The sequence below is a fragment of the Mesorhizobium sp. M1423 genome (genome assembly GCF_040317575.1).
Classification (GTDB): domain Bacteria; phylum Pseudomonadota; class Alphaproteobacteria; order Rhizobiales; family Rhizobiaceae; genus Mesorhizobium.
On sequence record NZ_JAMYKU010000003.1, the window covers coordinates 314,627 to 335,600 of the forward strand.

General features: G+C 60.1%; 21 protein-coding genes. 5 read left to right on the top strand and 16 right to left on the bottom strand.

What is annotated here, in order from left to right; all coding sequences use genetic code 11:
• From asnB to NKG95_RS06305, 7 genes are all read right to left on the bottom strand, one after another.
• Positions 1-1,998 (bottom strand): asparagine synthase (glutamine-hydrolyzing), encoded by a 1,998-nt coding sequence (gene asnB / locus NKG95_RS06275; protein ID WP_353040205.1) that lies wholly within the window; start codon positions 1,996-1,998, stop codon positions 1-3.
• Positions 1,999-2,002: 4 nt separating this feature from the next.
• On the bottom strand, positions 2,003-3,259 hold the full coding sequence (locus tag NKG95_RS06280) for an O-antigen ligase family protein (RefSeq protein WP_352844749.1): 1,257 nt from the start codon (positions 3,257-3,259) through the stop codon (positions 2,003-2,005).
• A complete protein-coding gene (locus NKG95_RS06285) occupies positions 3,256-4,479 on the bottom strand; it encodes a glycosyltransferase family 4 protein (protein WP_031193856.1) in 1,224 nt (407 codons plus the stop codon). Before NKG95_RS06285 ends, NKG95_RS06280 begins: the two co-directional genes overlap by 4 nt.
• A gap of 81 nt (positions 4,480-4,560) precedes the next feature.
• Complete coding sequence (locus NKG95_RS06290) at positions 4,561-4,722, bottom strand: hypothetical protein (RefSeq protein ID WP_353039221.1); 162 nt, start codon at positions 4,720-4,722, stop codon at positions 4,561-4,563.
• 94 nt (positions 4,723-4,816) lie between these two features.
• A complete protein-coding gene (locus NKG95_RS06295; RefSeq protein WP_352844750.1) occupies positions 4,817-5,050 on the bottom strand; it encodes a Trm112 family protein in 234 nt (77 codons plus the stop codon).
• A 278-nt stretch (positions 5,051-5,328) separates the two neighbouring features.
• On the bottom strand, positions 5,329-6,609 hold the full coding sequence (locus NKG95_RS06300; RefSeq protein ID WP_352844751.1) for a hypothetical protein: 1,281 nt from the start codon (positions 6,607-6,609) through the stop codon (positions 5,329-5,331).
• 89 nt (positions 6,610-6,698) lie between these two features.
• Positions 6,699-7,409: an AAA family ATPase gene (locus tag NKG95_RS06305; RefSeq protein ID WP_353040206.1), complete on the bottom strand. Its 711-nt coding sequence runs from the start codon at positions 7,407-7,409 to the stop codon at positions 6,699-6,701.
• A gap of 428 nt (positions 7,410-7,837) precedes the next feature.
• On the opposite strand from NKG95_RS06305, the gene NKG95_RS06310 reads away from it, so the two are divergent.
• The 3 genes from NKG95_RS06310 (at position 7,838) to NKG95_RS06320 (ending at position 12,499) form a co-directional block, all read left to right on the top strand.
• Positions 7,838-8,686 carry a class I SAM-dependent methyltransferase gene (locus NKG95_RS06310; protein ID WP_353040207.1) on the top strand — a complete coding sequence of 283 codons (849 nt, stop codon included), beginning with the start codon at positions 7,838-7,840 and terminating at the stop codon, positions 8,684-8,686.
• A 27-nt stretch (positions 8,687-8,713) separates the two neighbouring features.
• Positions 8,714-9,859 (top strand): acyltransferase family protein, encoded by a 1,146-nt coding sequence (locus tag NKG95_RS06315; RefSeq protein WP_353040208.1) that lies wholly within the window; start codon positions 8,714-8,716, stop codon positions 9,857-9,859.
• Positions 9,860-10,429: 570 nt separating this feature from the next.
• Positions 10,430-12,499: a serine-rich family protein gene (locus tag NKG95_RS06320; protein WP_353040209.1), complete on the top strand. Its 2,070-nt coding sequence runs from the start codon at positions 10,430-10,432 to the stop codon at positions 12,497-12,499.
• 167 nt (positions 12,500-12,666) lie between these two features.
• On the opposite strand, the gene NKG95_RS06325 is transcribed toward NKG95_RS06320, so the two are convergent.
• Together NKG95_RS06325 and NKG95_RS06330 are read right to left on the bottom strand one after the other, a co-directional pair.
• Positions 12,667-13,650 carry an aldo/keto reductase gene (locus NKG95_RS06325; protein WP_353040210.1) on the bottom strand — a complete coding sequence of 328 codons (984 nt, stop codon included), beginning with the start codon at positions 13,648-13,650 and terminating at the stop codon, positions 12,667-12,669.
• 10 nt (positions 13,651-13,660) lie between these two features.
• Complete coding sequence (locus tag NKG95_RS06330) at positions 13,661-13,816, bottom strand: YjiS-like domain-containing protein (RefSeq protein ID WP_352494508.1); 156 nt, start codon at positions 13,814-13,816, stop codon at positions 13,661-13,663.
• 235 nt (positions 13,817-14,051) lie between these two features.
• Between NKG95_RS06330 and NKG95_RS06335 the strand changes: the two genes are divergently transcribed.
• Both NKG95_RS06335 and NKG95_RS34250 read left to right on the top strand, forming a co-directional pair.
• Positions 14,052-14,921, top strand: a complete 870-nt coding sequence (locus NKG95_RS06335; protein ID WP_353040211.1) for a LysR family transcriptional regulator — start codon at positions 14,052-14,054, stop codon at positions 14,919-14,921.
• A 98-nt stretch (positions 14,922-15,019) separates the two neighbouring features.
• Positions 15,020-15,121, top strand: coding sequence for a DUF2274 domain-containing protein (locus NKG95_RS34250; protein ID WP_156948055.1), 102 nt, complete (start codon positions 15,020-15,022; stop codon positions 15,119-15,121).
• A gap of 82 nt (positions 15,122-15,203) precedes the next feature.
• On the opposite strand, the gene NKG95_RS06340 is transcribed toward NKG95_RS34250, so the two are convergent.
• From NKG95_RS06340 to NKG95_RS06370, 7 genes are all read right to left on the bottom strand, one after another.
• Positions 15,204-16,019 carry an MBL fold metallo-hydrolase gene (locus NKG95_RS06340; protein WP_353040212.1) on the bottom strand — a complete coding sequence of 272 codons (816 nt, stop codon included), beginning with the start codon at positions 16,017-16,019 and terminating at the stop codon, positions 15,204-15,206.
• Between the two features lie 184 nt (positions 16,020-16,203).
• A complete protein-coding gene (locus tag NKG95_RS06345) occupies positions 16,204-16,395 on the bottom strand; it encodes a YdeI/OmpD-associated family protein (RefSeq protein WP_352856643.1) in 192 nt (63 codons plus the stop codon).
• Positions 16,396-16,465: 70 nt separating this feature from the next.
• Positions 16,466-17,260, bottom strand: coding sequence for a helix-turn-helix domain-containing protein (locus NKG95_RS06350; protein WP_353021270.1), 795 nt, complete (start codon positions 17,258-17,260; stop codon positions 16,466-16,468).
• A gap of 75 nt (positions 17,261-17,335) precedes the next feature.
• Positions 17,336-17,680 carry a hypothetical protein gene (locus NKG95_RS06355; protein ID WP_023718579.1) on the bottom strand — a complete coding sequence of 115 codons (345 nt, stop codon included), beginning with the start codon at positions 17,678-17,680 and terminating at the stop codon, positions 17,336-17,338.
• Between the two features lie 144 nt (positions 17,681-17,824).
• The gene (locus NKG95_RS06360) at positions 17,825-18,595 is read right to left on the bottom strand and encodes a type 1 glutamine amidotransferase domain-containing protein (RefSeq protein WP_352639351.1); all 771 of its coding nucleotides are present in this window, start codon (positions 18,593-18,595) and stop codon (positions 17,825-17,827) included.
• Positions 18,592-20,091 (bottom strand): aldehyde dehydrogenase family protein, encoded by a 1,500-nt coding sequence (locus tag NKG95_RS06365; RefSeq protein ID WP_353040213.1) that lies wholly within the window; start codon positions 20,089-20,091, stop codon positions 18,592-18,594. The genes NKG95_RS06360 and NKG95_RS06365 overlap by 4 nt, the downstream gene beginning before the upstream one ends.
• Positions 20,088-20,729, bottom strand: a complete 642-nt coding sequence (locus NKG95_RS06370; protein ID WP_353040214.1) for an NADPH-dependent F420 reductase — start codon at positions 20,727-20,729, stop codon at positions 20,088-20,090. The genes NKG95_RS06365 and NKG95_RS06370 overlap by 4 nt, the downstream gene beginning before the upstream one ends.
• Between the last annotated feature and the right edge of the window lie 245 nt (positions 20,730-20,974).

The following is a 20,974-nucleotide window of genomic DNA, read 5'->3' on the forward strand; positions in this document are numbered from 1 at the left end:
TTATACTCCTGTCAGTTCGAGCACTGTAGACATGCCCGTTGCCGGCCCTGGGGGCCGCCCGGCCTCGTTGCGCCAGGCCTGGAACATCAACGCGGGCCACAAATCGCGAGAATGGTCCTGTCTTCCGTCAAGGTGGTCGCGCCAGCACATCCCGACCTTCGCAAAGTCGAAGATCCCATCTCCGGAGAGGCGCATATCGCCGACCAGATCGCTCGCCCAGTCGCGCAACGGGCCTCTCAGCCAGACCGCTATGGGAACATCGAAACCCTGCTTCGGCCGGTCGATCAGCCGTTGCGGAAGATAGCGGCTCAGCAACTGACGAAGGATCCACTTGCCTTTGCCATTGCGAACCTTCGCATGTGCGGGCAGCCGCCAAGCGAATTCGACAACCCGATGGTCGAGAAGCGGGCACCGGCCCTCGAGGCTGTTGGCCATGCTGGCACGGTCCAACTTCACCAGTATATCGTCGGGCAGGTAGCCGGCCATGTCGTCGTACAAGAGACGGGACAGCAGGCCATCAAGCCGGGGTGACTCTTGAATTGATGTGAGCGGCTTGTGGAGTGTGAGGCTCTCGGTCGATACTCCGGTCAGCCGTTGATACAATTCGTCCTCATCTGCTGCGGCGAGCAGCCGAGCGAGGCGGTGCAGCCGATCGCTCCGCAGCGCGAGCCGTGCACTCGCCGAAAGCGGCAGCTTGCTGACGAGATCGTAGCGCGCCGCACGGGCCAGCAATTCGACCCCTGCAGCAAGCGTGTGACGCAGCGGCGACGGCAGCGCATGCTGTCGTTTCAACCGCGCCGCCATGAAGTGGCGGGCGTAACCGGCGAAGCATTCATCGCCACCGTCGCCTGACAGGGCCACGGTAACGTGCTGGCGGGCTAGCCGCGCCACGAGCAAAGTTGGTATCTGCGATTCGTCGGCGAACGGCTCGTCCCAGATCTGCGGCAATTCCGGAATGACCTCGCGCGCAGCGGCGGCCGAAAGGTGTAGTTCAGTGTGATTGGTGCCCAGATGCCGCGCAACCTCCGCGGCGTGGGGAGCCTCATCAAACCCGCCTTCTCCGAAAGCAATCGTGAATGTGCGCACCGGCTTCGGCGACTGAGCCTGCATCAGCGCTACAACGGCGGAGCTGTCGATGCCACCAGACAGAAAGGCACCCAGCGGCACATCGGCTATCATGCGTTCCCGAACGGCAAGTCGCAGCAGGTCGTCGAGTTCATCGGTCAGTTCTTCGTCGGTGCCGGCGATTGGATTCAGTCGACCGTTCGCGGCGACTTCAGGCAGCGACCACCAGTGTCGGACGCGTTGCGAAAGGGATGCGGCACTGCGCGCCTCGGCAAAATCTGCCGCCGTCACAGACAGAACCGAGCCAGGAGGTAACTTGAATACGCCTTGCCAGATGCAACTGTTACCCGGCACCCATCCCTTCGAAAGCATCGTCGCGGCAGCGTCGAGATCGAGCTCCCGACAGAACCCTGGAAAACGATTGATCGCCTTCAACTCGGAGGCAAAAACAAGCGCATCGCGTGTTGCAGCAACATAGAGCGGCTTTTTGCCCATTCGGTCGCGGGCGAGATGGAGGGTCCTGGTCTTCAGATCCCACAATCCAAATGCGAACATGCCAGCGAGGCGCGTCAGTGCGGTGTCGAGACCCCAACTCTCGATTGCGCACAGCATGACTTCGGTATCGCTAGCGCCACGGAACTGATGGCCAGCGCCTTCAAGTTCGCGGCGCAGATCGCGGAAATTGTAGATCTCGCCGTTGAACGTAATGGCATATCGGCCACTTGCCGAATGCATTGGTTGGCGTCCCGCCTCCGATAGATCGACGATAGCCAAACGCCTGTGGCCGAAGGCGATGCCGGCTTCACGGTTGACCCAGAAGCCTTCACCATCAGGCCCGCGATGACGAAGGCCCGTCGTCATCTGCCCTATGGCCGTGAGCGGCCTGGCACTGGCTGCATCGGGTGCAAGGAGAATTCCGGCAATCCCACACATGCCATCACCTCCGGTCGCTCGAGGTTGCCGAAACCGTTCGCGGCGTTCCGGCAACAAGGCAAATGGTCAGCGCAAACCACACGATTGGATGGCGGATGATCAGATGTGGCATCCCGAAGATAACGATCGACACGACGAGCACGAACAGGGCATCGAGCTTTGCACGCCATGCGCATAAAGCCGCCGCGCCGACAATCCAGGCCAGGGCTAGGACCGCAATCAAACCACCTTGAGTGTATAGATCGAGAATCGTGTTGTGAGCCTCGAAAGGCCGGGGCAGAAACTGGCTGTAGGAAATGGGCGGGCGCTCCAGATGCGGCCCAGGACCAAGGCCCAAGGATCCTGACGTCAGGCCCTTGCCCAATGCATCTCCCCAGAGATGGAGGCGAAGTGCGGCGGTTTCGGCGGTCGCGTCGCCGCCCTTGTCCTTGGTGAGACTTAAGGCGAACTGTTCGACGCTGCCCGCTTCCGTGAGAATGTAGGGCGTCATCGACAAGGCCAACGGAAGGAAGCCAATCATCAACAGGAGGGTAACTTGCCGGGAAAAGCTGGCCTTGCCGTCACCGGTTGCGAGCCATGTCCGAACCCGCAGCCCAAGAAATATCAGGCAGGCCAGGACCGTCGTGTACAGATAGGTATCACTCTTCGTCAGCCTTCCGATATAGATGGTCAGGATAAGGCTGCTGAGCCCGGCCAATCTCGCCCACGGATTGCTAGTGGTCGTCGCAAGATGCAAGGCGAATGGGCCAAAGAGTGCACAATACAGCGCGAGCTGGTTCGGGTTCTCGGACCAGCCGCGGAAGCGATCCCAGTACCACGGATCGACGCCGGATTGGTGGATCCAACCCCATCCAAGTGCCAGTTGAACAATAAAGCCTGCATTCGCGATCGCGACCACCCACCAGGCAGTACTGCGCAGATGACGATCAGCCTCGGGCTCCGCGGCGGCCAGGCAGGTGACGCAGATCAGCAGCAGGTAGGCTATCGTATCGTGCATCACCACCGACAGGTACAGCACCGTGGTCAGATAGCCGACGATGGTGCCAATCCCCAGAGCAAGCGTCATGATCAGCCAGAAGCCCGCGACACGGATCAGGGCGGGCCTGACTACCAAGTGACCGCCGGCGAGCACCCGGCCGATCGACAGCATGATCCAAAGCGCGAGAAACAGCTCGCCATAGCCGAGCGGCACTCCCGGAATGGTGAGCTGCGCCGCATAGGACATCGCAACGCCGCAGGCCAGCAACGCGTCGCGGATCATCGGCGCGCTCCACCCAATGCGCGGTTTACAGCAGCCTCTTCAAGCAACGCCGGCGACGCCGGTCGAGCGAAGCCGCCATGGGATTTGGCGCTAAGGACATTGTCGTAGAGATCGCAATATTGCTCGACCACCCAGGGCAGCGAGAACTGCGTCCGGACCAGCTCGACAGAGCGAGCGCCCATGGTCCTTCCTTTCCGGCGGTCGGACAAGACGTCTATAATTCGACACGCAAGGCTGTTCGGATCGTGCGGTGGGACGAGATGGCCGTTCCATCCGTCTTCGACCACCTCATTGCAGCCAGGCATCCTTGAGGCGACGATAGGCAATCCTGCCAGCCCTGCCTCCAGCAGGACGCGCGGAATCCCTTCGCGGTATTGTGTCGGAAAGGCGAACAGATCGGCCATGCCAAGCAGGGCAGGAACGTCGCGTCGTGGGCCCAAGGCGATGACATGGGGCGCATGTCGATCAATCTCCGCCTTGTCCACCGCAAATGGGCCCTCGGATTCCAATGGCCCGACAAGCACGAAACGGGCATCGGGCCTTTCAGCCAAAATGCGAGGGACTGCCTTGAGGAGTGTCGGGATGCCTTTCTGGCGAGTTAGCCGGCCGACAAAAATTACGATCTCGGCGGATTGGAGCCCAAGCTCCTCGCGCATTTTCATCGCCGACGGGCCAAGATGCCTTGCCATGGCGAACGCATCGACGTCGATTCCAGAACTGCGGATCACTCGTCCGCTGCCACGTATGATCAGTCGGTAGCGTTCAAAGAATGACTGATCGTCCCGATTTTGGAACACCGTAGCGGCCGTCCATAAGGACGAAAGCCATTGCAGTCCGCAAAAGATTGGGCGCAGGGCCAGGGCGCGCGGTTCCAGGGACGAGAACGTCCAGCCCAGACCGTTGATTGTGCGCACGACTGGAACGCTCCCGCGCACCGCAAGTGGCGTCACCAGGTTGGGCTTGGTGTCGAAGCTTTGGATAATATCCGGCCGGAGTTCCGCCATCAGCTTTCGAATGGTTTTGATGGCGGCCCATTCCCCGCTGCTGCTGGAAAAGCGGTCGAAACCGTAGCTGCGATGCGGAATGCCATGCCGCAGGAATGCGGCTTCACCGCCGCTCGAAACCGCAGTAACCTGGAATCCCTTCTCTCGCAGCGACATCAGGAAGGGGATTCGCAGGGCGTGATCCTCGCCTCCAACACACACGAGGTGCGGATTCATCCTGCGTCTCCTGACCGTTCGCCGTAGCCCGATCGCGCGAAGTGGCCGGCCGTTGAATTTGCTTTCATAGTATTGGTTTCGTTACCCATCACGCCCAAGATCACGGTAGGGGCAGGCCTTGCCACTGTCCTCGTCTGTTTGAATGACACACACCGTGTCCCGGAAACGGATCGCCGTGCCCAGCCGGTTCAGGTAGCCGCGCGTTGCATCAAAAAGGTCGGCACTGCCCAGATGCCCGAGCACGGAGTGGTCCGTTGACAAACGGCTCGCGCTCCGCGGCACTTTCCTGTCTTGGTGCTGGTTGCCGTCGGAATGCCGCCTAATTTGCGCGGCTAGCTCATCCTCTGGATGCGCGAAGTTTGACCACGCGGGAGATGATCGTCCGTGCCTCCGATGCTAGCAGGATCGGAATGCCGTCGCGTACCGGGTAGGCAAGTCCTGCGCTCTTCGATACGAGTTCGTCGCGATCCCCATCCCAGGCAAGTGAGCCTTTGGTCACTGGGCATACTAACCGTTTCAACAACTCAGGATTGAAAGAGGCATTCTCTTCGGCTCGCCTATCCGCATCCATCTGCTATTCCTTTCTCGGCTCCGACGCGAGCGTCTTTCGCACAAAAGCCATCACCCGACGTTCGAGTCATTTCTGTAAATCGTAGAGTTCCGGCAAGTGTCATAAGCCTTGCAAACTGCACTTTCACGGTAGGTGCAGGCTTGGCCACCTGTCGTCGTCCGTTTGAATGAATTGACATTGAACGGAGCTGCGTGGCGGCGAAGTTGGAGGTGAGGTGTTGAACGCACAATGGGTAAGCACGATCGGAGACAACCGTGATAGGTGACCGGAAGGTTTCGTTATTGAAGACCGCTCGCGGTTAATGCTCTCGAGCCAGTGTTTGACCGTTCCGGCCAGTCAATACGGGCGACGAAATCGTAAACCGGACCGCCGGGTACTCCCCAATTGCTTGACCAGACCACCTGTGAACCGTCTGGGGACGGCGAGGCGTGGGTCTCACTCCAGTAGTCGAATGGAGCGTTCTTCGTCTGCACAATACGTCGAACCTCTCCGCTGCCGTCGATGCGCAGCGCGATGACTTCCCGCGCATACGGCGCCCAATTCGGATATTTCGATACTTCGTCCGGGTCGCCGGAATAGCTAAGGAACACCCAACCCGGCCTGTCCAGTGACCTGAGCGATGCATGCTGTGCTTCGCCATATCTCATCAGCGAGGTGACTTTCCCATCTGACAGCCTTCGCTTGATCACCTGGAATATGTCCGGATCGGATTTACTGATCCCCACATAGATTTCGCTGCCGTCGGCATCGACCGTCATGTCCCCATGGCCAGGCCGATGATGCTCGGTCCATTTTTGGCGCAGAACGCCGTCAACCGAAAAGATGAACGTCTGTTCAGTTTCGTCTTTTAGGTACTGAATGCATAAGATGTTGACGCCTAGCGGCGAAATTGAGCAGGCGCTGTTGGTCCCGACAAGCTGTGCGAGATCGATTTCCGGAAACTTCCGCCGCCGTTTGAGATCGTAGGCAAAGACGACCGCTTTGCCGTCCCCGCGAACCGCGCGCACGGCAATACGGCTGCCGTCACGGCTCGGATTCCCTTTATAAGGGCCGAACTGGAGATCGCTACTGTCAGTCGAAACAAACAGGACCTCCTCATGATTGGTGCGTGGCGCCCACGTCGAGATTTTCCGACCACCGACGCAGATCATCAGGTCGGGATCGCGAGGGTGCCATTCGCATTCGATCGATCGAACACGGCGAAAAAGCGGAGCGTAGGTGCGCCCATCCAGGAAGCATAAGCCGCCGCAGCCGTTGCTGATGACAAGAAGGCTCTGATCCGAATTCCAGGCCTGAGCGCTCGAATAGCGGTGGCTGCAATATTTGCTCCCGCATGCGACGCCGGCGCCGAGGATTCCGGGTTTGGTTATTCGCGTGAAAGTTGTGCCAAATGCCGCATCCTTCGCCGGGTGCAGGTAATCAGGCAGGTCCATGGCCACCGGCGCGACGAACTTTGTCGATGCCACATCCTCTTCACTCACCGCTCCGCGCAGATCTATGGATGTCGCGCTGGCAGCTAGCGTCAACGCCAAGACAATTTGGTAGCGAAAAAAGCGCATGTCGTGTCAACTCACGCGGTTCCGTCTCAATAGTTCGATTTCCGTTTTTATTGGATATCTTCTTCTCGACGCTTCAAAACCGTATCTCTCTAAGCTTCAACCCTTTTAAATTTCGCCCGCGCCGCGCCAAACTTGTCAATTACTCCACGCGCTATTATTTCGGTGGCAGCAGCGAGCCCGTCTGAATCTAAGCTTTCAACGCAGGTTGTGGGTACCGGGAACGAACCAAGCTGTTCCTCTATAAGGTTAACGTGGTCAATATGATCAAGACTGCTCTGCAGATCAACTTCGAGGAACTTCTGAATGATGCCGAGGTTACGTCGGCGTTCCCTCAGCCGCGCCTCTAGTATCTCTCTTGGCGCCTGCAATCGGACAAGCAGGTCCGGTTTGGGTAGAAGCTCGAGGGCGCGCGACACCTTTTCACGATCCGTTATGCCGCTGAACAAAACCAGTGAGCATACGAATTGCACCATACCCTGGTCAAAAATTGAGATCGTGTCCTTGGACGCTATTGCCGCGCGCCAGGCTTGTAGAAGAGCTTCAAGATGCCAGTTCAGACGAGCCGCCCACAGCTCATTCTTGGGTGGAAGAATCTTAAGCACTTCTGCGCCGAGAGAACGCTGTCCAATCCACTTTGAATGCAAGCCGGAGACTAGTTTGAAGGCGGCTCTTCTAACCGGGTGTCGACGATCACCGGTCTGCAAAACAACAGAGTAGCCCTGAGCTCGCAGAACGTGCACCAGCTCGCACGCTAACGTGGTCTTACCAGCACCGGAGGGCCCAAATAGCTCCAAGATCATATTTCAATCCAGACTGAAGAAGCCTTCCGGCAGTGATGTTATGTCCATTAGCTGAAGCGAACGCCTGTCTGTTCCTGGGATGTCTAGCCGACGAGCTGGGAATTCGCGCCATCCGTATGAATGACGGTGTGGTCACGTCAGGGTATCGACGAAGGCCATAATCGTGAACGGAAGGAGTGCGTTTCGGTCACTATTCTTCCGGATCGCCCTTCATCCGTTTGCCGTTCCGTCTCCGACAGGGCTGTGCAGTAGCCCTATTCTCCAGCGCACTTCCACGAGGGCGCGGCAGTCATGAGTTCGGCATGTCTCATCCGTTCGGGGGATGCGAGACACCCAGCCTTCTGGAAACCTTACCTGGGCGATCGACGTACCCAGAACTGATCTTTTGCCGCCTCTATCGCCAATAGAGCAGCTTGGTGGGGCATCCCATGAATATGTTGGACAAAAAATCTTCGATTCCATCTCAGGAGAAATCGTATGAAAGCGGGCAGATGAGTGAGGACCTCAAGTCATATCCGTCAGCAGAGATTACAGCCGCTATGCCTACTAGTTACGACGCCGAAGTCGCGGCCGCGGCCTATGATCTCCCAACAAAGCAGAGATATCAGGATCCGAGCTTTGCGAGTTGGTACCTGAACGGATATGCAGGCCGGTTGAAGCTGTCTACAATTGCATCATACGTCATTGCGCGACGGGAGCAACGCTGCATCGCCAAGGCGCTGGAGAGATGCAGCCCACCTCCGTCTCAGGTGCTCGATATCCCATGCGGAACCGGGAAGCTGGCCGACGTGCTGGGCCGGCATGATTGTCAGGTTCTGGCTGCAGACATTTCGATGGAAATGATGGCCTTGGCCAAGACAGCATATCAAGGTCAGTCCGGATTTCGGGGATTCATCCGATGTGACGTGACGCAGTTGCCGTTCGCCGACGAAAGCTTTGATACGGTGATCTGCCTTCGCCTGATCCATCTCATCCCGCCACATCTCAGGCGCGACATCATCAAAGAGCTGGCGCGCGTTGCCGGCCGTCGTCTGATTGTATCCTACGGCCTTGGCACCCGTCTCCAGAGAATACGCCTGAGGCTGCGAAAGATGGTCACCGGACGGATGTCTGCACCTCATCCCGTCAATTTCAATGTTGCACGACAGGATTTCGCGGAGGCAGGGCTCAAGCTGGTAAGGTCTTTCAGCGTCCTGCGGTTCCTGTCATGCGAGCAACTGTTCGTACTTGAGAAGGTAAAGGCCTGGCCTGCCGACGGTTTGCAGGCTTCGCGTTAGCACTAGCGGCACGGGATCAGGCCACTGATGGTTGTCAAATGGCTAAGCGGCCAGGAGGTGGCGGTGGAACCGGTAGGCAAGGCCATTCCGGCGCGCATGGCATCACTCGACCTGCTGCGTTTGGCTGCGGCCCTCGCGGTCGTGCTCTTTCACTATCTTTTTGGCGGCGCGATCGCGGGAAGTCTCGACGTGGAATATCCTGCCGCAGCACCTTACGCCATCTATGGCTATCTCGGCGTCAATCTGTTTTTCCTGATCAGCGGTTTCGTCATCGCGTGGTCGGCCGAAGGTCGAACCTGGCAGGAATTCGCGGTCGCCCGCTTCGCCCGGCTTTATCCCGGATTCCTCGTCTGCATGACCGCGACGTTTGTTGTTCTCGTCGTCGCCAAAGATCAGCGTTTTCCGACCGATGTTCCAACCTATGTAGCCAATCTTTCCATGTTCGCCCGCCTCTTCGGCAGGCCATCCATGGATGGCGTCTACTGGTCAATCATGCTCGAGATCCTGTTCTACGGCTGGGTTGCAGTGCTGATCTTTGCGGGCGCCTTTCAGCGCTGGAAAATACCCATCGCGGCCATCTGGCTCGCAGTTTCGGCAATCAACGAGTTCTTCTTTGAGAACCCGGTGATACGCATTCTCTTCATTACAAACTATGCGCCTTACTTTGCCGCCGGCATCCTCGCGGAAGACATCGTTGCAAGGGGCCGTTCGCCGGCTGCGTTCCTGTTTCTTGCCGTCGCGTTCCTGGTGTCTTGCCAGACCATAATGTTCTCTCATAACTGGATGCAGGAGCGCTTTGGCGCAGCCATTTCGTATCCTGCTCTCTTCACTGCCAATATAGTGGTCTACGGAGCCTTCGCTGGCGCGATACTGCTCAGCTCCGTGATTGCTCCATCCAAGGCTATCATGATGCTCGGAGGATTGACTTATCCGCTGTATCTTTTGCACCAGTATATCGGCTACATTTCGCTTAACGCGCTGGCGCCGCATGTCGGCAAGAACGCCGCATTATTCGTTGTGTTGGCCGGGACTCTCCTTGCCTCTTTTCTCGTCTGGCGCTTCATCGAAACGCCGGTACGCAGGCCGCTCATCCGCGCCCTGGTGTCTGGGATATATCGCCTTGCACCAGCCTCGCAGCCAATCCGGCCAACCTCTCCTGCACGAACATCATGATCAGAAGCTTTCGGCGGATGTCGCAGAAAATGTTTGAGTCCAACAGTCGCCTCGCGGAAAAGGGCCACTAGGTAGCCCCACGACGCTGCGCAAGAGAATACGTGATCTGTGGGCCAATCCGCAGGCGAGCAGCAGGCCGGCGAGGCCGGCTGCGAGGCGCATTTCGGAGAAGCGTCGTCGAGATCGGCAGCTTCGTCGATGGCGTCACATTTTGTTCTTGCTTTGTGCCGGCAGCTATGCTACTAATTTCGCTATGGTGCAGATTCGCGCCGACGACCCGCCGCTAAGGCGGGTTTTGTTTTTGGTCTGGTTTTCAGATTTCCCGGCCATCCGCGTCGGACGGTTTCTCGACCGCGACCTTCGAGCCAAGCTCCACACGGTCGGATCAAGTCAGCCGAGTCTTATCCCGAATAGAACGTTGCGGAAACGAGTTCGAAGGGAGCGCCCCTCCAAGGCTCAATCCTACTTCAAACCCTCAATATTTCTGTCAAAGGGTGTCGGTATGTGATTTGGCGCTAATATACGCTGTCTGTAGGTAGGGCGCCGTCGAAACAGAAAAAGGAATATTGGATGACAACTCTGCATTACACGTCAGGTGGATCGGGCACGGAAATTGCACAAGCCGGATTCAATCTGGCTGACGTTTCATCCGTTGACCAACTCAATGCGCTGCCGGACGGTACGAAAGGTTTGGTCTACCTCAACGAAACCGACGGAGCGACGTCATCCTTTATCGACAAGGTCACTCCTTTCATCGGCAATCCGAAGCTGTTCGGATTCTTCCTGGTCGACGAGCCGGATCCCACCGGCCAATGGGGTACCTACGCCTCCGCCGCGAATCTGAAGGCAGAATCCGACTGGATTCATTCCAATGTGCCGGACGCCAAGACCTACATCACGATGATGAGCCTGGGAACGTCCGCGAATCCGGATTTTTCGAACACGTACAACCCCGCCAACACCGGCATCGATTACTACGGCGTGGACGTCTATCCCGTCCGCACGGATGGCGCCATCGACTACAACATGATCGACAAATTCGTCGCCGCCGCTCAGGCATCGGGCATCCCGACGAGCCAGATCATTCCAGGCTACCAGACGTTTGGAGGTGGCGACTATAACACCGACATGGGTGGCAAATATGTCGTGCCCACCGCCACCCAGATGGAAACCATGATGGACCACTGGGCCAAGCTGGTTCCGTCACCCGCCTTCGACTACGCATACGCCTGGGGTTCTCAGCGAGGCGACACAGCGTTGGAGAGCTCTTCGGAACTGCAGGCCGTTTTCCGGGAACACAATCTCAGCACTGGAGGGACTGCTCCTTCCGAAGCCGCGGCTACTGATCCCAGTTCTACGGCGAGCATCCCTTCCGAAGCCACCACCGGCGATAGCGCCTCGACGGCCACGGCTCCGTCCGAGGCCACCCCCAGCGATAGCGCCTCGACTGCCGCCGCCCCGTCCGAGGCCACCCCCAGCGATAGCGCCTCGACTGCCACGGCCCCGTCCGAGGCCACCACCGGCGATAGCGCCTCGACTGCCCCTGCCGAGGCCACCACCGGCGATGGCACCCCGACTGCCACGGCCCCGTCCGAGGCTACCCCCAGCGACAGCACCTCGACTGCCACCGCCCCTTCCGGGGCCACCCCCAGCGACAGCACCTCGACTGCCACCGCCCCTTCCGGGGTCATCACCGGCGATAGCAGTTCGACTGCGACTGCCCCTGCCGAGACCACTACCGGCGATAGCAATCATAGCAAGACCGCGCTTTCGCACCTCCTCGCTGGCAATAGCAGTTCGACCGACACCGCCGCCTCCACAAGCGATGGCAGTCATGGCAAGACCGCGCTTTCGCACCTCCTCGCCAGCGACGGCAGTTCCACGGCGGCCGCCGCTTCCGGCGCTACCACAAGCGATGGCAGTGATAGCAAGACCGCGCTTTCGCACCTCCTCGCCGGCAATGGCAGTTCGACTGATACCACCGCTTCCGGCGCCACCATCAGCGATAGCAGTCATGGCAAGACCGCGCTCTCGCACCTCCTCGCTGGCAATGGCAGTTCGACTGATACAGCCGCTTCCGGCGCCACCACAAGCGATGGCAGTCATGGCAAGACCGCGCTTTCGCACCTCCTTGCCAGCGACGGCAGTTCGACTGACACCACCCACGATAGTGCCGGCGACAAGGTAAGCGAGGGCAGCAGCGTTGACCGCATATTGGCTGCGTTGAACCATTCTCTTTCGGCCGGCTCGGAGCTTCTCCCGACCAACGACCCGTCCGACACAACGGCAACCAGCCTGGTTCGCCACGGGTTCGCGCAGACCGTCCAGCCCGATGAAAATGTCGGCGCCCAGGCAAAAAATGGCGCCGCCGAGATCATGTCCGGCCACGGAGGCAACGACGCCTTCGACTTCAGCAAGCTCCAGGACAAGCTCCACCTCGATCAACCCGCTCTTACCGAGCTTAAGTCGGGCGGGCTTTCATTGCATGCTTCCTCTGCTGATACGGCCGCCGATGATGGTTCCCACCACATCATCTTTGACAGTACAACCGGATCGCTCTCTATCGACAGCGATGAAGTCGGCGGCGCAGCTCAAGCGCAGCTCGCTACCCATTTCCCGTGGCAGCATCAGTCTTTGTGATCTGAAAACCCGGAGCGGCGGACCTTCAAATGGAGTCGGGTCCGCCGCTCCGTCTTTGTTCAATTGCGCCACGGAAGCTTGGCCAAGGGAAGATAAGATACCGGCGGACATCGGAGAGATCGAAGTTGGTCGGCATCATCACCAATGCGAATTTCGGATTCGCAACACTAAGCGGTCTCGGCAATTTTCAGCACGGCGTCGATCTCGGCCATCACCGCTGCCGGCAGCGGCCCTTTTTCCAGCGCACCGAGATTGTCCGCGACCTGCTCGGGCCGCGTGAAGCCGGGAACCGGCAAGGCGATTGCCGACTTGGCGAGGATCCAGCCGAGCGCGCCCTGCGCAAGCGAGCGTCCGCCCGAGGTGAGCAGGTCGCGGATTGCCGCGAGCCTTGACAGATAGTGCGGGTTGGCGGCGCCATCCCTGAAAAACACCATCCAATCGGCATTCCCGCCGCGCACGTCATCGGTGGGCAGCCTTATGGCCGGCGTGTATTTGCCGGTGAGCAGTCCCATTGCCAGCGGCAGCCTGCTGAACGAGACGAGGTGCTCGCGCGCCGCAACGGCCATCAGCTCGTTCGCCGGGGTAAACACATTGAAGTCGTTCTCTACGGCGACGAAACCCTCGCGCGGCGCGTAGGCCGCAAGCCGTTCGCAGTGATCGGTGCTCCAGCCGAAGCCGCCTATCTTGCCCTCCTGGCGCAACAGGTCGAGCGTATCGAACACCTCGCCGGCGCGTTCGATCGGATATTCGTTGATGTGTAGCAGCACGACGTCGATAAAATCGCGCTGCAGGCGCTGCCGCGAATTGTCGATCGATGTCCGGATCGCCGCGGCAGAGGCATCCTCGGGAGCGATCTTGCGCGTTTCGGGATCGCCGAAATAGCCGACCTTGGTGACGATGACGGCTTCGTCCCTGCCCTTCAACGCCCGCCCGAGGATTAGTTCGGCATTGCCGGCGCCATAGGCGGCAGCCGTGTCGAACACCCGCGCGCCGATGTCATAGGCCATCGCCAGCGCGGCTTGCGACCTGATATCGTCGACTTCGCCATAGATTGTCGCCGTGTCGCGCCAGCGCGCGGCGCCACCCGCCGCCCAGGTGCCGATCCCGATGCGCGGCACCGATCGGCCATCCCAAAGCTCCATCATCTCCATGCCCGTTTCCTCAACGGCGCAGGCTGGCGTGGCGGGCACGCTCGCGGATCTCATCGCGGGAAATGCCGGCATCCACCAGTGTGCTGTCCGGGGCCTGCCTCAAGCTCGCAAGCGTCTGGCGATAGGCAATCCAGCGGGTGAAACGGTATCGAAGTTCATACAACATGGTCGTCTCCTTTGGCGCGCAGAATGCCCGCGCGCCTGGGTTGATCGAAAGCGCAAAGCATCTGCGCGAATCGCATGCTCGATCGAAAAGATGGCGCTCGCTTCTTGGCCAGCCGAGGCGCTTATCCCTGTCCCGTCAGGCAAGATTATCCAACGCCTCCAATTCCTGCATACTTGCGCGCGATGCCCACTTCGCGCTACAGCCACGGTCGCAAGGAGTTTTTCATTTCTGCAAAATGGATATTGGCTGGGACGATCTGAGGTTGTTTCTCGACGTTGCGCGGCTGGGTGGCTTGAGCGCAGCGACGGGAACCACGCGCCTCAGCGCAGCCACCCTTGGACGACGCGTCACCGCGCTCGAAAAGCAGATTGGCGAACCGCTGTTCGTGCGCCAGCAGACCGGCTACCGGCTGACCCCGGTCGGGGAAGAACTGCTGCGGCGCGCCGAAGACGTCGAGGTAGCAATGCAGTCGCTGACCCGCTGGCGCGAGGGAAACCTGCCAGACCGCATTGTCCGCGTCTCGGCTGGGCCATGGACCTCGGCCTTCGTTTCCGCCCATATCGGCGAGATCTGGACGGTCGATGATGGCATAAGGGTGGAACTCGTCACCACCACCGACCGGGTCGACATCGGCCGCCGCGCCGCCGACATCGGCATCCGCAGCGAGCGCCCGACCGAGCAGTGGCTGGCCGGCCGTCTGAGCGGCAAGGTCGCCCACGCCATTTATTCCGGACGCCACCTGATCAACGGCATCGCCGCCGGATTGTTCGTCGGCGTCACCAGCGAAGGGGCAAACATTGCCTCGGCGCGCTGGCTGCAAGCCCACCACGGCGACCGCATCGCCGTTCGCGGCAACAACACCCATTCGGTGCGCGAACTGGTAGCCGCCGGCGCCGGCCTTTCGATCTTTCCGTGCTTCGTCGGTGACGGTGATCCGCGGCTGGTTCGCGTCGCTCAGCCTATCCCCGAACTCGAAACCGACCAATGGATCGTCACCCATCACGAGGAACGTCACTCGCCGCCGGTACGAAAAGTCGCCGACCGGATTGTCGCCTTGATGCGGGCGCACCAGCCGCTGTTTCGTGGCGAGACGCCGTTCCGGTAAGCCTCAGGTGTCGATCGGCCGCAGTGGATCAAGAATACTTTGGTGGGCCGGACGAGATGCCGCTGCCGTTGATTTAATTGATCTTTTCGTGTGCCAAAATGAAGGTGACGCAAGAGCTTTCGGCGGCGGTGCATCGGGCGTTGGTCACTTATGCTGAAGTCCTGCGCTGGAGCCAGGCAAACACGTCTCCCGTCCCATAAAGCGCATTCCTCCGTGATAGAGCATTTCATGGCCAGGGATCGAGGTTTAGCCAAGGCACAGCGCGACGGGAAAGATGCGGTATCACTTTGAACGCGGCGGCATCGCTCGAGCCGGCTCATAGCCGTATGCTTCGCCCTTACGCACCACGCGACCGATGCCCGGCCAGCCAAGGTGCGCGCCGGCGATCCACGTCCCCGCCTCGGCCGGGTCACTGAAAACCTTTAGGCGGGTTGCTCGCGCGGTCAGCTGATCGTCGTCATAGCTCCAACTGAACGCGGGATTGCCGAACTGCAAGGCCGGCACATGAACGATGTCCCCGAAGAATAGGAAACGGTCCTCGTCCGCGTCGAACGCGTAGCCGGTATGGCCGGCAGCATGACCGGGCAGGGCGACCGCCCTCAATCGCTCACCCACCTGGTCGCCATTCTGGACGGGCTTCAGCAGGGGCCGGAACTGCGCAAGGTGCGCGTAAGCGAAAAAGCTCTCCACAGCCGCCTCGGGAATTACGATCGCCTTCAAGTTTGGAAAGAGCGCTCGGCCGTCGGGGGTCAAAAGTCCGTGCACATGATCCTGATGGGCGTGGGTGAGCGCCAAGACCGTGATCGAAGCCGGGTCAATCCTGGCTTCCGCCATGGCCTGCTCAAGACGCCCCACTGTCGGGGCCCAGCCCCCTCCTCCGCTGTCGATAAGAACGCCGTCAACGCCTGGACCTGCAAGGGCGAAGCAATTGACAGACAGGCGAAGCGCCCCTGCCTGCGCAGCTTGCGGCACCGGATTATCCTGCGGATCCCGCAGAAGGTCCGCCGGCATCTCGATGTAACCGTCCGAGAGCGACCAGACGCGCCACCTTCCCGACGTGCTGCCAAGCACGTTGCTGCTTTGCGATGTCACGATCATAAGGCCACCTGCCGCAAACGAAAATGGAGGATAGGTTCGATTGTCACTATTGGCTCTCTGCACCCTCTACGCAAAGTCGTGGGGAACCCGGTGAAGATCAATCCGGAAAGCATCAGATCTCGATAAGCGACGGATTGGAAAATGATCGTTGACCGACCTGCTAGCTTCGTGGCGATGCCAGCTCTTATTGCATGCCCATGTAGATTCCTCCCTTTGTAAGCTCGTCAATCATCTGATTTATGCGCTTTCGGCGTGTTTCTGGGTGACGGGCGCGCGCGATCCAGTGCAAGTAATCATTGCGCTGATAGGGAGGCCGTTGCTTGAAAGCAGGCATCAGATTTGCGGCCTCGAGCTCTGCACGCAAACTGTCGGGCATTTTAGCCAACGGACGTTTCAGCAAATCACGTCTCCGCTATTCGAATTCTGATGATGGAATAGATCACAAGTCAGCCCTCGCGCCTGCGAGACCGCAGCCGGCCTGGCGACAGCCCTTTCAATCGGGTCACGACGCGATTCATATGGGCCTGGTGAGTGAAACCCGCATGTTGAGCAATCTCGGCCAGCGGCAGATCGCTATTTTCCAAAAGCTCGACCGCGCGATCAACGCGGCGGCGTAAAATGAATTGATGTACCGGCAATTGCGTCGCCTCGCGAAAGGCGGCGGTGAAGGCGCGTCGTGGCATTCCCGAGATTCCGGCAAGATGGTCGATCGAGACCCCCTTTTCCAGATCGCCGTCAATCGCAGCGAGGACCCGGTCGAACCGCTGCGAGGTCAGGAGCGGAGATTTCTGCCGCCGCTGGCGTGCATGCCCGAGACGGAGCAGGTTCACGAAAATCAGGCCCAGCGTCCATTCACGGACGATGGCATTGGCTGGCGGGTCGCCTTCGAGGCGTCGGCACAACTCGGCCACCAGCGAATCGCGTATCGGTCGATCGGTCAGGATCACCAAGTCCTCAAGGGTGCCGGCTGCGGATACCAGGAGCCTTGACGCCAGCGCGGAGTCAACGGTGATCATCGTCAGCTCTCGCGGCTCCTCGATCTTGAACCGCGTGGCCCGCTCGGGAAGACTGAGCAGCAGATCACCGGGGCGCGTGAAGACGCGCCGCAGCCCGCGGCCAAGATCGATCTCTGCATAGGATGAACCGCTGCGAATCACACGCAGCTGAACGACTCCGGCCGGTGCATGGCGATAGTCGCCGGCAGGAAAGAACAACCTCTTTGCACTTGCCGCGGTCACCATCGTTGTACCGGGCGTCCGGACGCAAGTTCCTCCAGGACTTCGATGATCGATCGCCGCATCCTCGATCCTTGACGCCTACACTTTTGCCCGTTTGACTGGTCCACCAGGGGCATCATTTGCTAGGGCAGTCAGGTCACCGATCCGGGGCACAAAGATGTTGTGCAGTGTCTGGGTCATAATGGTCATTTCACGCTGAATTTGCAGTTCCTGTGCGGCGGGAAACAATGTGTCCTGCAAGAAGAGTTCCAGGCCTGCCTTGTCGTCCCATATCTCGATGATGCGATAGCCATCGTCGGTGGCATGCGCGATGTGCTGGTAGATGCCGCCAGCGGGCCGTTTCTCCACGCCGATCCGATCGAGGATGCGGCTATAATCTTCGGCCGTCAGGCCGGCAATATCAAGTGTCGTCACTACGGCCATGGTTCATCCTCGCTGCTGATAGTGGTTGTTTGAAGTGGAGTTCTTGGACGGGCCCCGAATCTATTGGGCCGATGTCGTTTGGCATCGCTGTCCTGACCGCGAGTTTGACTCCCGAAGTTCACCCACAGGAGCGGCCTTTGGTCCTCAGCCACCGAGCGCCTCGATGACAAGACGGGCGGTCGCCGCTCCGGAGAAGTTCTGCTGGCCGGTGATCAAATTGCCGTCGCGCACGGCAAAATCGCGCCACAGCCCGGCCTGAATATAGTTCGCGCCGAGCGCACGCATCTCATCCTCGATCCGCCATGGCATCAGATGCGTACCGTGCGGCAGCGCGCCCATCTCCCAGACGGCATTATCGGCGAAGTCTTCCTCGACATTGGCGAAACCTGTGACAGTGCGCCCTTTGGCCAGCAGCTCGCCGGTTGAGAGGCGCGCGTAGCGCAGCAGCGCGACGCCATGACACAAGGCGGCCGCGACCTTGCCGGCCGCAAAAAAGGCGACGAACAGCCGCTGCAACTCAGTCGCGCCTTGGAAGGTGAACATCGGCGCCTGGCCGCCAGCGACGACGATCGCGTCGAACGCGTCGAACGACAGCTCTGCGATGGGCCGGGTCGTCTCCACCAGCGCCGCCAGTTTCGGCGTCGACAGGAAACCGAGCGAGATCAGATCCGTATCCGAATAGCCGGACGGATCACGCGGGTCGCTCAACGCATCCGCCTCGCATTTGCCGCCCTCAGGCGAGAAGATCGCGACTTCGTATCCGCGCTCCGTGAAGGCGAGCCAGGGATGAGTTAACTCGCTCCACCAAAACCCGACCGGCCAGCCTGTGGTGGTTGATACAGCCGGGTTTGAAAGGACCATCGCGACCCGCTTTGGATGCAGCGGGTCGAGTGGGTTGGGATCACGCACGCTCATCGCGCCATCTCGACTGGTTCGCCAAGATTCGCCCAAATCGTCTTGTATTGGGTGTAGCTTTCCCACGCCTCGCGGCCCTGCTCGCGGCCATAGCCGCTCATCTTGAAGCCTCCGAACGGCGCATTAGGATGGTACTTGTGCCAGCAGTTCAGCCAGACCGTGCCTGCCTTGATCCGGTCGGCGAGCCGCAAGGCGCGGCCGAGATCGCTGGTCTGGATGCCCGAGGCGAGCCCGTAGCTCGTGTCGTTTGCGATCCGGATCGCGTCCTCCTCGCTGTCGAATGGAATCACCGGCAGGACGGGGCCGAAAATCTCTTCGCGCGACATCCTTAGGTCGTTGGTCGCATCGGCGAAGATAGTCGGCTCGACGAAAAGGCCCTTGCCGTTGACCTGGCGGGTGCCGCCGCCCGCGGTCAGTCGCGCGGTGCGCTTGCCCTCTTCGATATAGCTCAAGACCTTGTCATACTCGCCGCGCGACGCGATCGGCCCGATCATCGTCGCAGGGTCCAGCGGATCGCCGAGCGTCGCCGACTTCGCCATGGCGCTCAGCTTCTCGACGACCTCGTCATAGCAGGCGCGTTCGACCAGCAGGCGCGATCCGGCCACGCAGACTTCGCCCTTGTTCCAGAAGATGCCCCAGAAGGCTGCCTGTATCGCGGCATCGATATCGGCATCGGCGAAAACGATATTGGGACTCTTGCCGCCGAGCTCCATGGTCAGGTGTTTCATCGTCCCGGCACCGTTGCGCATGATGCCCTGGCCAACGGCGGTCGACCCGGTGAAGGCGATCTTGTCGACGCGGGCATCGTTGACCAGCGCGTCGCCGATGGTGCCGCCTGGGCCGGTGACGAGATTGTAGACGCCTGGCGGCACGCCTGCGTCGAGGATGACTTGCGCCAAGGCGAGGGCCGTCAGGGGCGTGTCGGTCGCAGGCTTGTGAACGACCGTGTTACCCGCCGCGAGTGCCGGCGCGATCTTCGAACAGGACAGCGCGAGGGGAAAATTGAACGGGGTGATCGCAGCGACCACGCCGAGCGGCTCACGCCGCGTCAGGATCCTGATATTTGGTTCGTAGCTGGTACGATAGGCGCCGTCCATCGCGCTCATGGCGAGCCCGCCATGAAAGCGGAACAGTCCCGAGCAGTGCGGCATGATGATATCGCGGAAATCGCGATAGGGCATACCCATGTCCATCGCCTCGCGCACCGCGAAATCCTCGGCGCGCTCGTCCAACAGATCGGCGATGCGGAACAGGACCTTCGCGCGCTCCTCATGATGCATCCGCGCCCAGGGTCCTTGCTCGAAAGCCCGCCGCGCGGCCGCGACGGCATCGCTTGTGTCGGTGACGCCAGCCTTCGCAATATTGGTGATCGCCGCCTCCGTGGTCGGATCAAAAGTCGTCGACGTCTCGCCACTGACAGCATCGCGCCATTGGCCATCGATCAGCAGACGTCCTACTGGAATCGCCTTGCGCCGCGCGGGTAGATAATCAGTCATGAACCGATCCCGTCCTGTCGAATGAGATTGAAGGAAATTCTCGGCCCCATCCCGCGCCGATAGGCGAGTTGGACCAATAGCAGCATCATCGGCTCGATCAGGCGCGAGGCCGTGAGATCGCCGACATCGACCGGCATTGTCGGTAGATCGGCGAGAAGCCGGCAAATCGCCGCCTTGGCATCTGCGTCATTGCCGGCGACATAGCTCGTTACCGGATCGCCGTTGAGACGCGGATCATCCCTGTCAAGCAATTCGGCAAAGGTCGGAATGCACTTGACGACAAGCGCGCCCGGCGCGAGCCTCTGAACCTCCTCGCCTACCGACGTCGTAGTGCCGACCAGCATCGTGGAAAGATCAGGCGCGACTGCATTGGTATTGTCCCAGACGATCTTGCCCGACAAATCGCCAAGCGCGTCCATTGCCAACTCGAGAGCCGGCCATGGCGTCGCCAGGGCAATTACGTCGGCCCATCTCGCCACTTCGTCAGGGGCACCGAAGTCAACACGGAGGGTTGCCGCGATTGCGCGCAACTTGCCTTCGTCACGACTGAAGCTGAGGCGAATTTCGTGCCCGGCGAGGCCAAGACATTTCGCCAAGGCCTTGCCGAGCGAGCCTGGTCCGATGATCGCAACTTTCACAACTGCCTCCCGACACGCGGTCGGGCTTGCCTAGCACCATTGCAGTCGCGCTTATTTCACGAATTGCCCTTGCACGATCGGGCGCACTCGTCACATGGATCGGCGGCGGAACCGGATGTTTGGACCAGTTCATCAACCTGGTCTCGCGCGAGAATCCTCTTCCGGCGCCTTGCAGCAGACGTTGGCGGTTTCTTCCAGTTCATCGGCTCCGTCGACGGCGCTCTCCAGGTCTTGGGTTGCAATAC

Coding starts and splice junctions, on each gene's coding strand:
- asnB (WP_353040205.1), bottom strand. CDS start 1,998: ATGTGTGGGATTGCCGGAATTCTCCTTGCACCCGATGCAGCCAGTGCC.
- NKG95_RS06280 (WP_352844749.1), bottom strand. CDS start 3,259: ATGATCCGCGACGCGTTGCTGGCCTGCGGCGTTGCGATGTCCTATGCG.
- NKG95_RS06285 (WP_031193856.1), bottom strand. CDS start 4,479: ATGAATCCGCACCTCGTGTGTGTTGGAGGCGAGGATCACGCCCTGCGA.
- NKG95_RS06295 (WP_352844750.1), bottom strand. CDS start 5,050: ATGGATGCGGATAGGCGAGCCGAAGAGAATGCCTCTTTCAATCCTGAG.
- NKG95_RS06300 (WP_352844751.1), bottom strand. CDS start 6,609: ATGCGCTTTTTTCGCTACCAAATTGTCTTGGCGTTGACGCTAGCTGCC.
- NKG95_RS06305 (WP_353040206.1), bottom strand. CDS start 7,409: ATGATCTTGGAGCTATTTGGGCCCTCCGGTGCTGGTAAGACCACGTTA.
- NKG95_RS06310 (WP_353040207.1), top strand. CDS start 7,838: ATGAATATGTTGGACAAAAAATCTTCGATTCCATCTCAGGAGAAATCG.
- NKG95_RS06315 (WP_353040208.1), top strand. CDS start 8,714: ATGGTTGTCAAATGGCTAAGCGGCCAGGAGGTGGCGGTGGAACCGGTA.
- NKG95_RS06320 (WP_353040209.1), top strand. CDS start 10,430: ATGACAACTCTGCATTACACGTCAGGTGGATCGGGCACGGAAATTGCA.
- NKG95_RS06325 (WP_353040210.1), bottom strand. CDS start 13,650: ATGGAGATGATGGAGCTTTGGGATGGCCGATCGGTGCCGCGCATCGGG.
- NKG95_RS06330 (WP_352494508.1), bottom strand. CDS start 13,816: ATGTTGTATGAACTTCGATACCGTTTCACCCGCTGGATTGCCTATCGC.
- NKG95_RS06335 (WP_353040211.1), top strand. CDS start 14,052: ATGGATATTGGCTGGGACGATCTGAGGTTGTTTCTCGACGTTGCGCGG.
- NKG95_RS34250 (WP_156948055.1), top strand. CDS start 15,020: ATGAAGGTGACGCAAGAGCTTTCGGCGGCGGTGCATCGGGCGTTGGTC.
- NKG95_RS06340 (WP_353040212.1), bottom strand. CDS start 16,019: ATGATCGTGACATCGCAAAGCAGCAACGTGCTTGGCAGCACGTCGGGA.
- NKG95_RS06345 (WP_352856643.1), bottom strand. CDS start 16,395: ATGCCCGACAGTTTGCGTGCAGAGCTCGAGGCCGCAAATCTGATGCCT.
- NKG95_RS06350 (WP_353021270.1), bottom strand. CDS start 17,260: ATGGTGACCGCGGCAAGTGCAAAGAGGTTGTTCTTTCCTGCCGGCGAC.
- NKG95_RS06355 (WP_023718579.1), bottom strand. CDS start 17,680: ATGGCCGTAGTGACGACACTTGATATTGCCGGCCTGACGGCCGAAGAT.
- NKG95_RS06360 (WP_352639351.1), bottom strand. CDS start 18,595: ATGAGCGTGCGTGATCCCAACCCACTCGACCCGCTGCATCCAAAGCGG.
- NKG95_RS06365 (WP_353040213.1), bottom strand. CDS start 20,091: ATGACTGATTATCTACCCGCGCGGCGCAAGGCGATTCCAGTAGGACGT.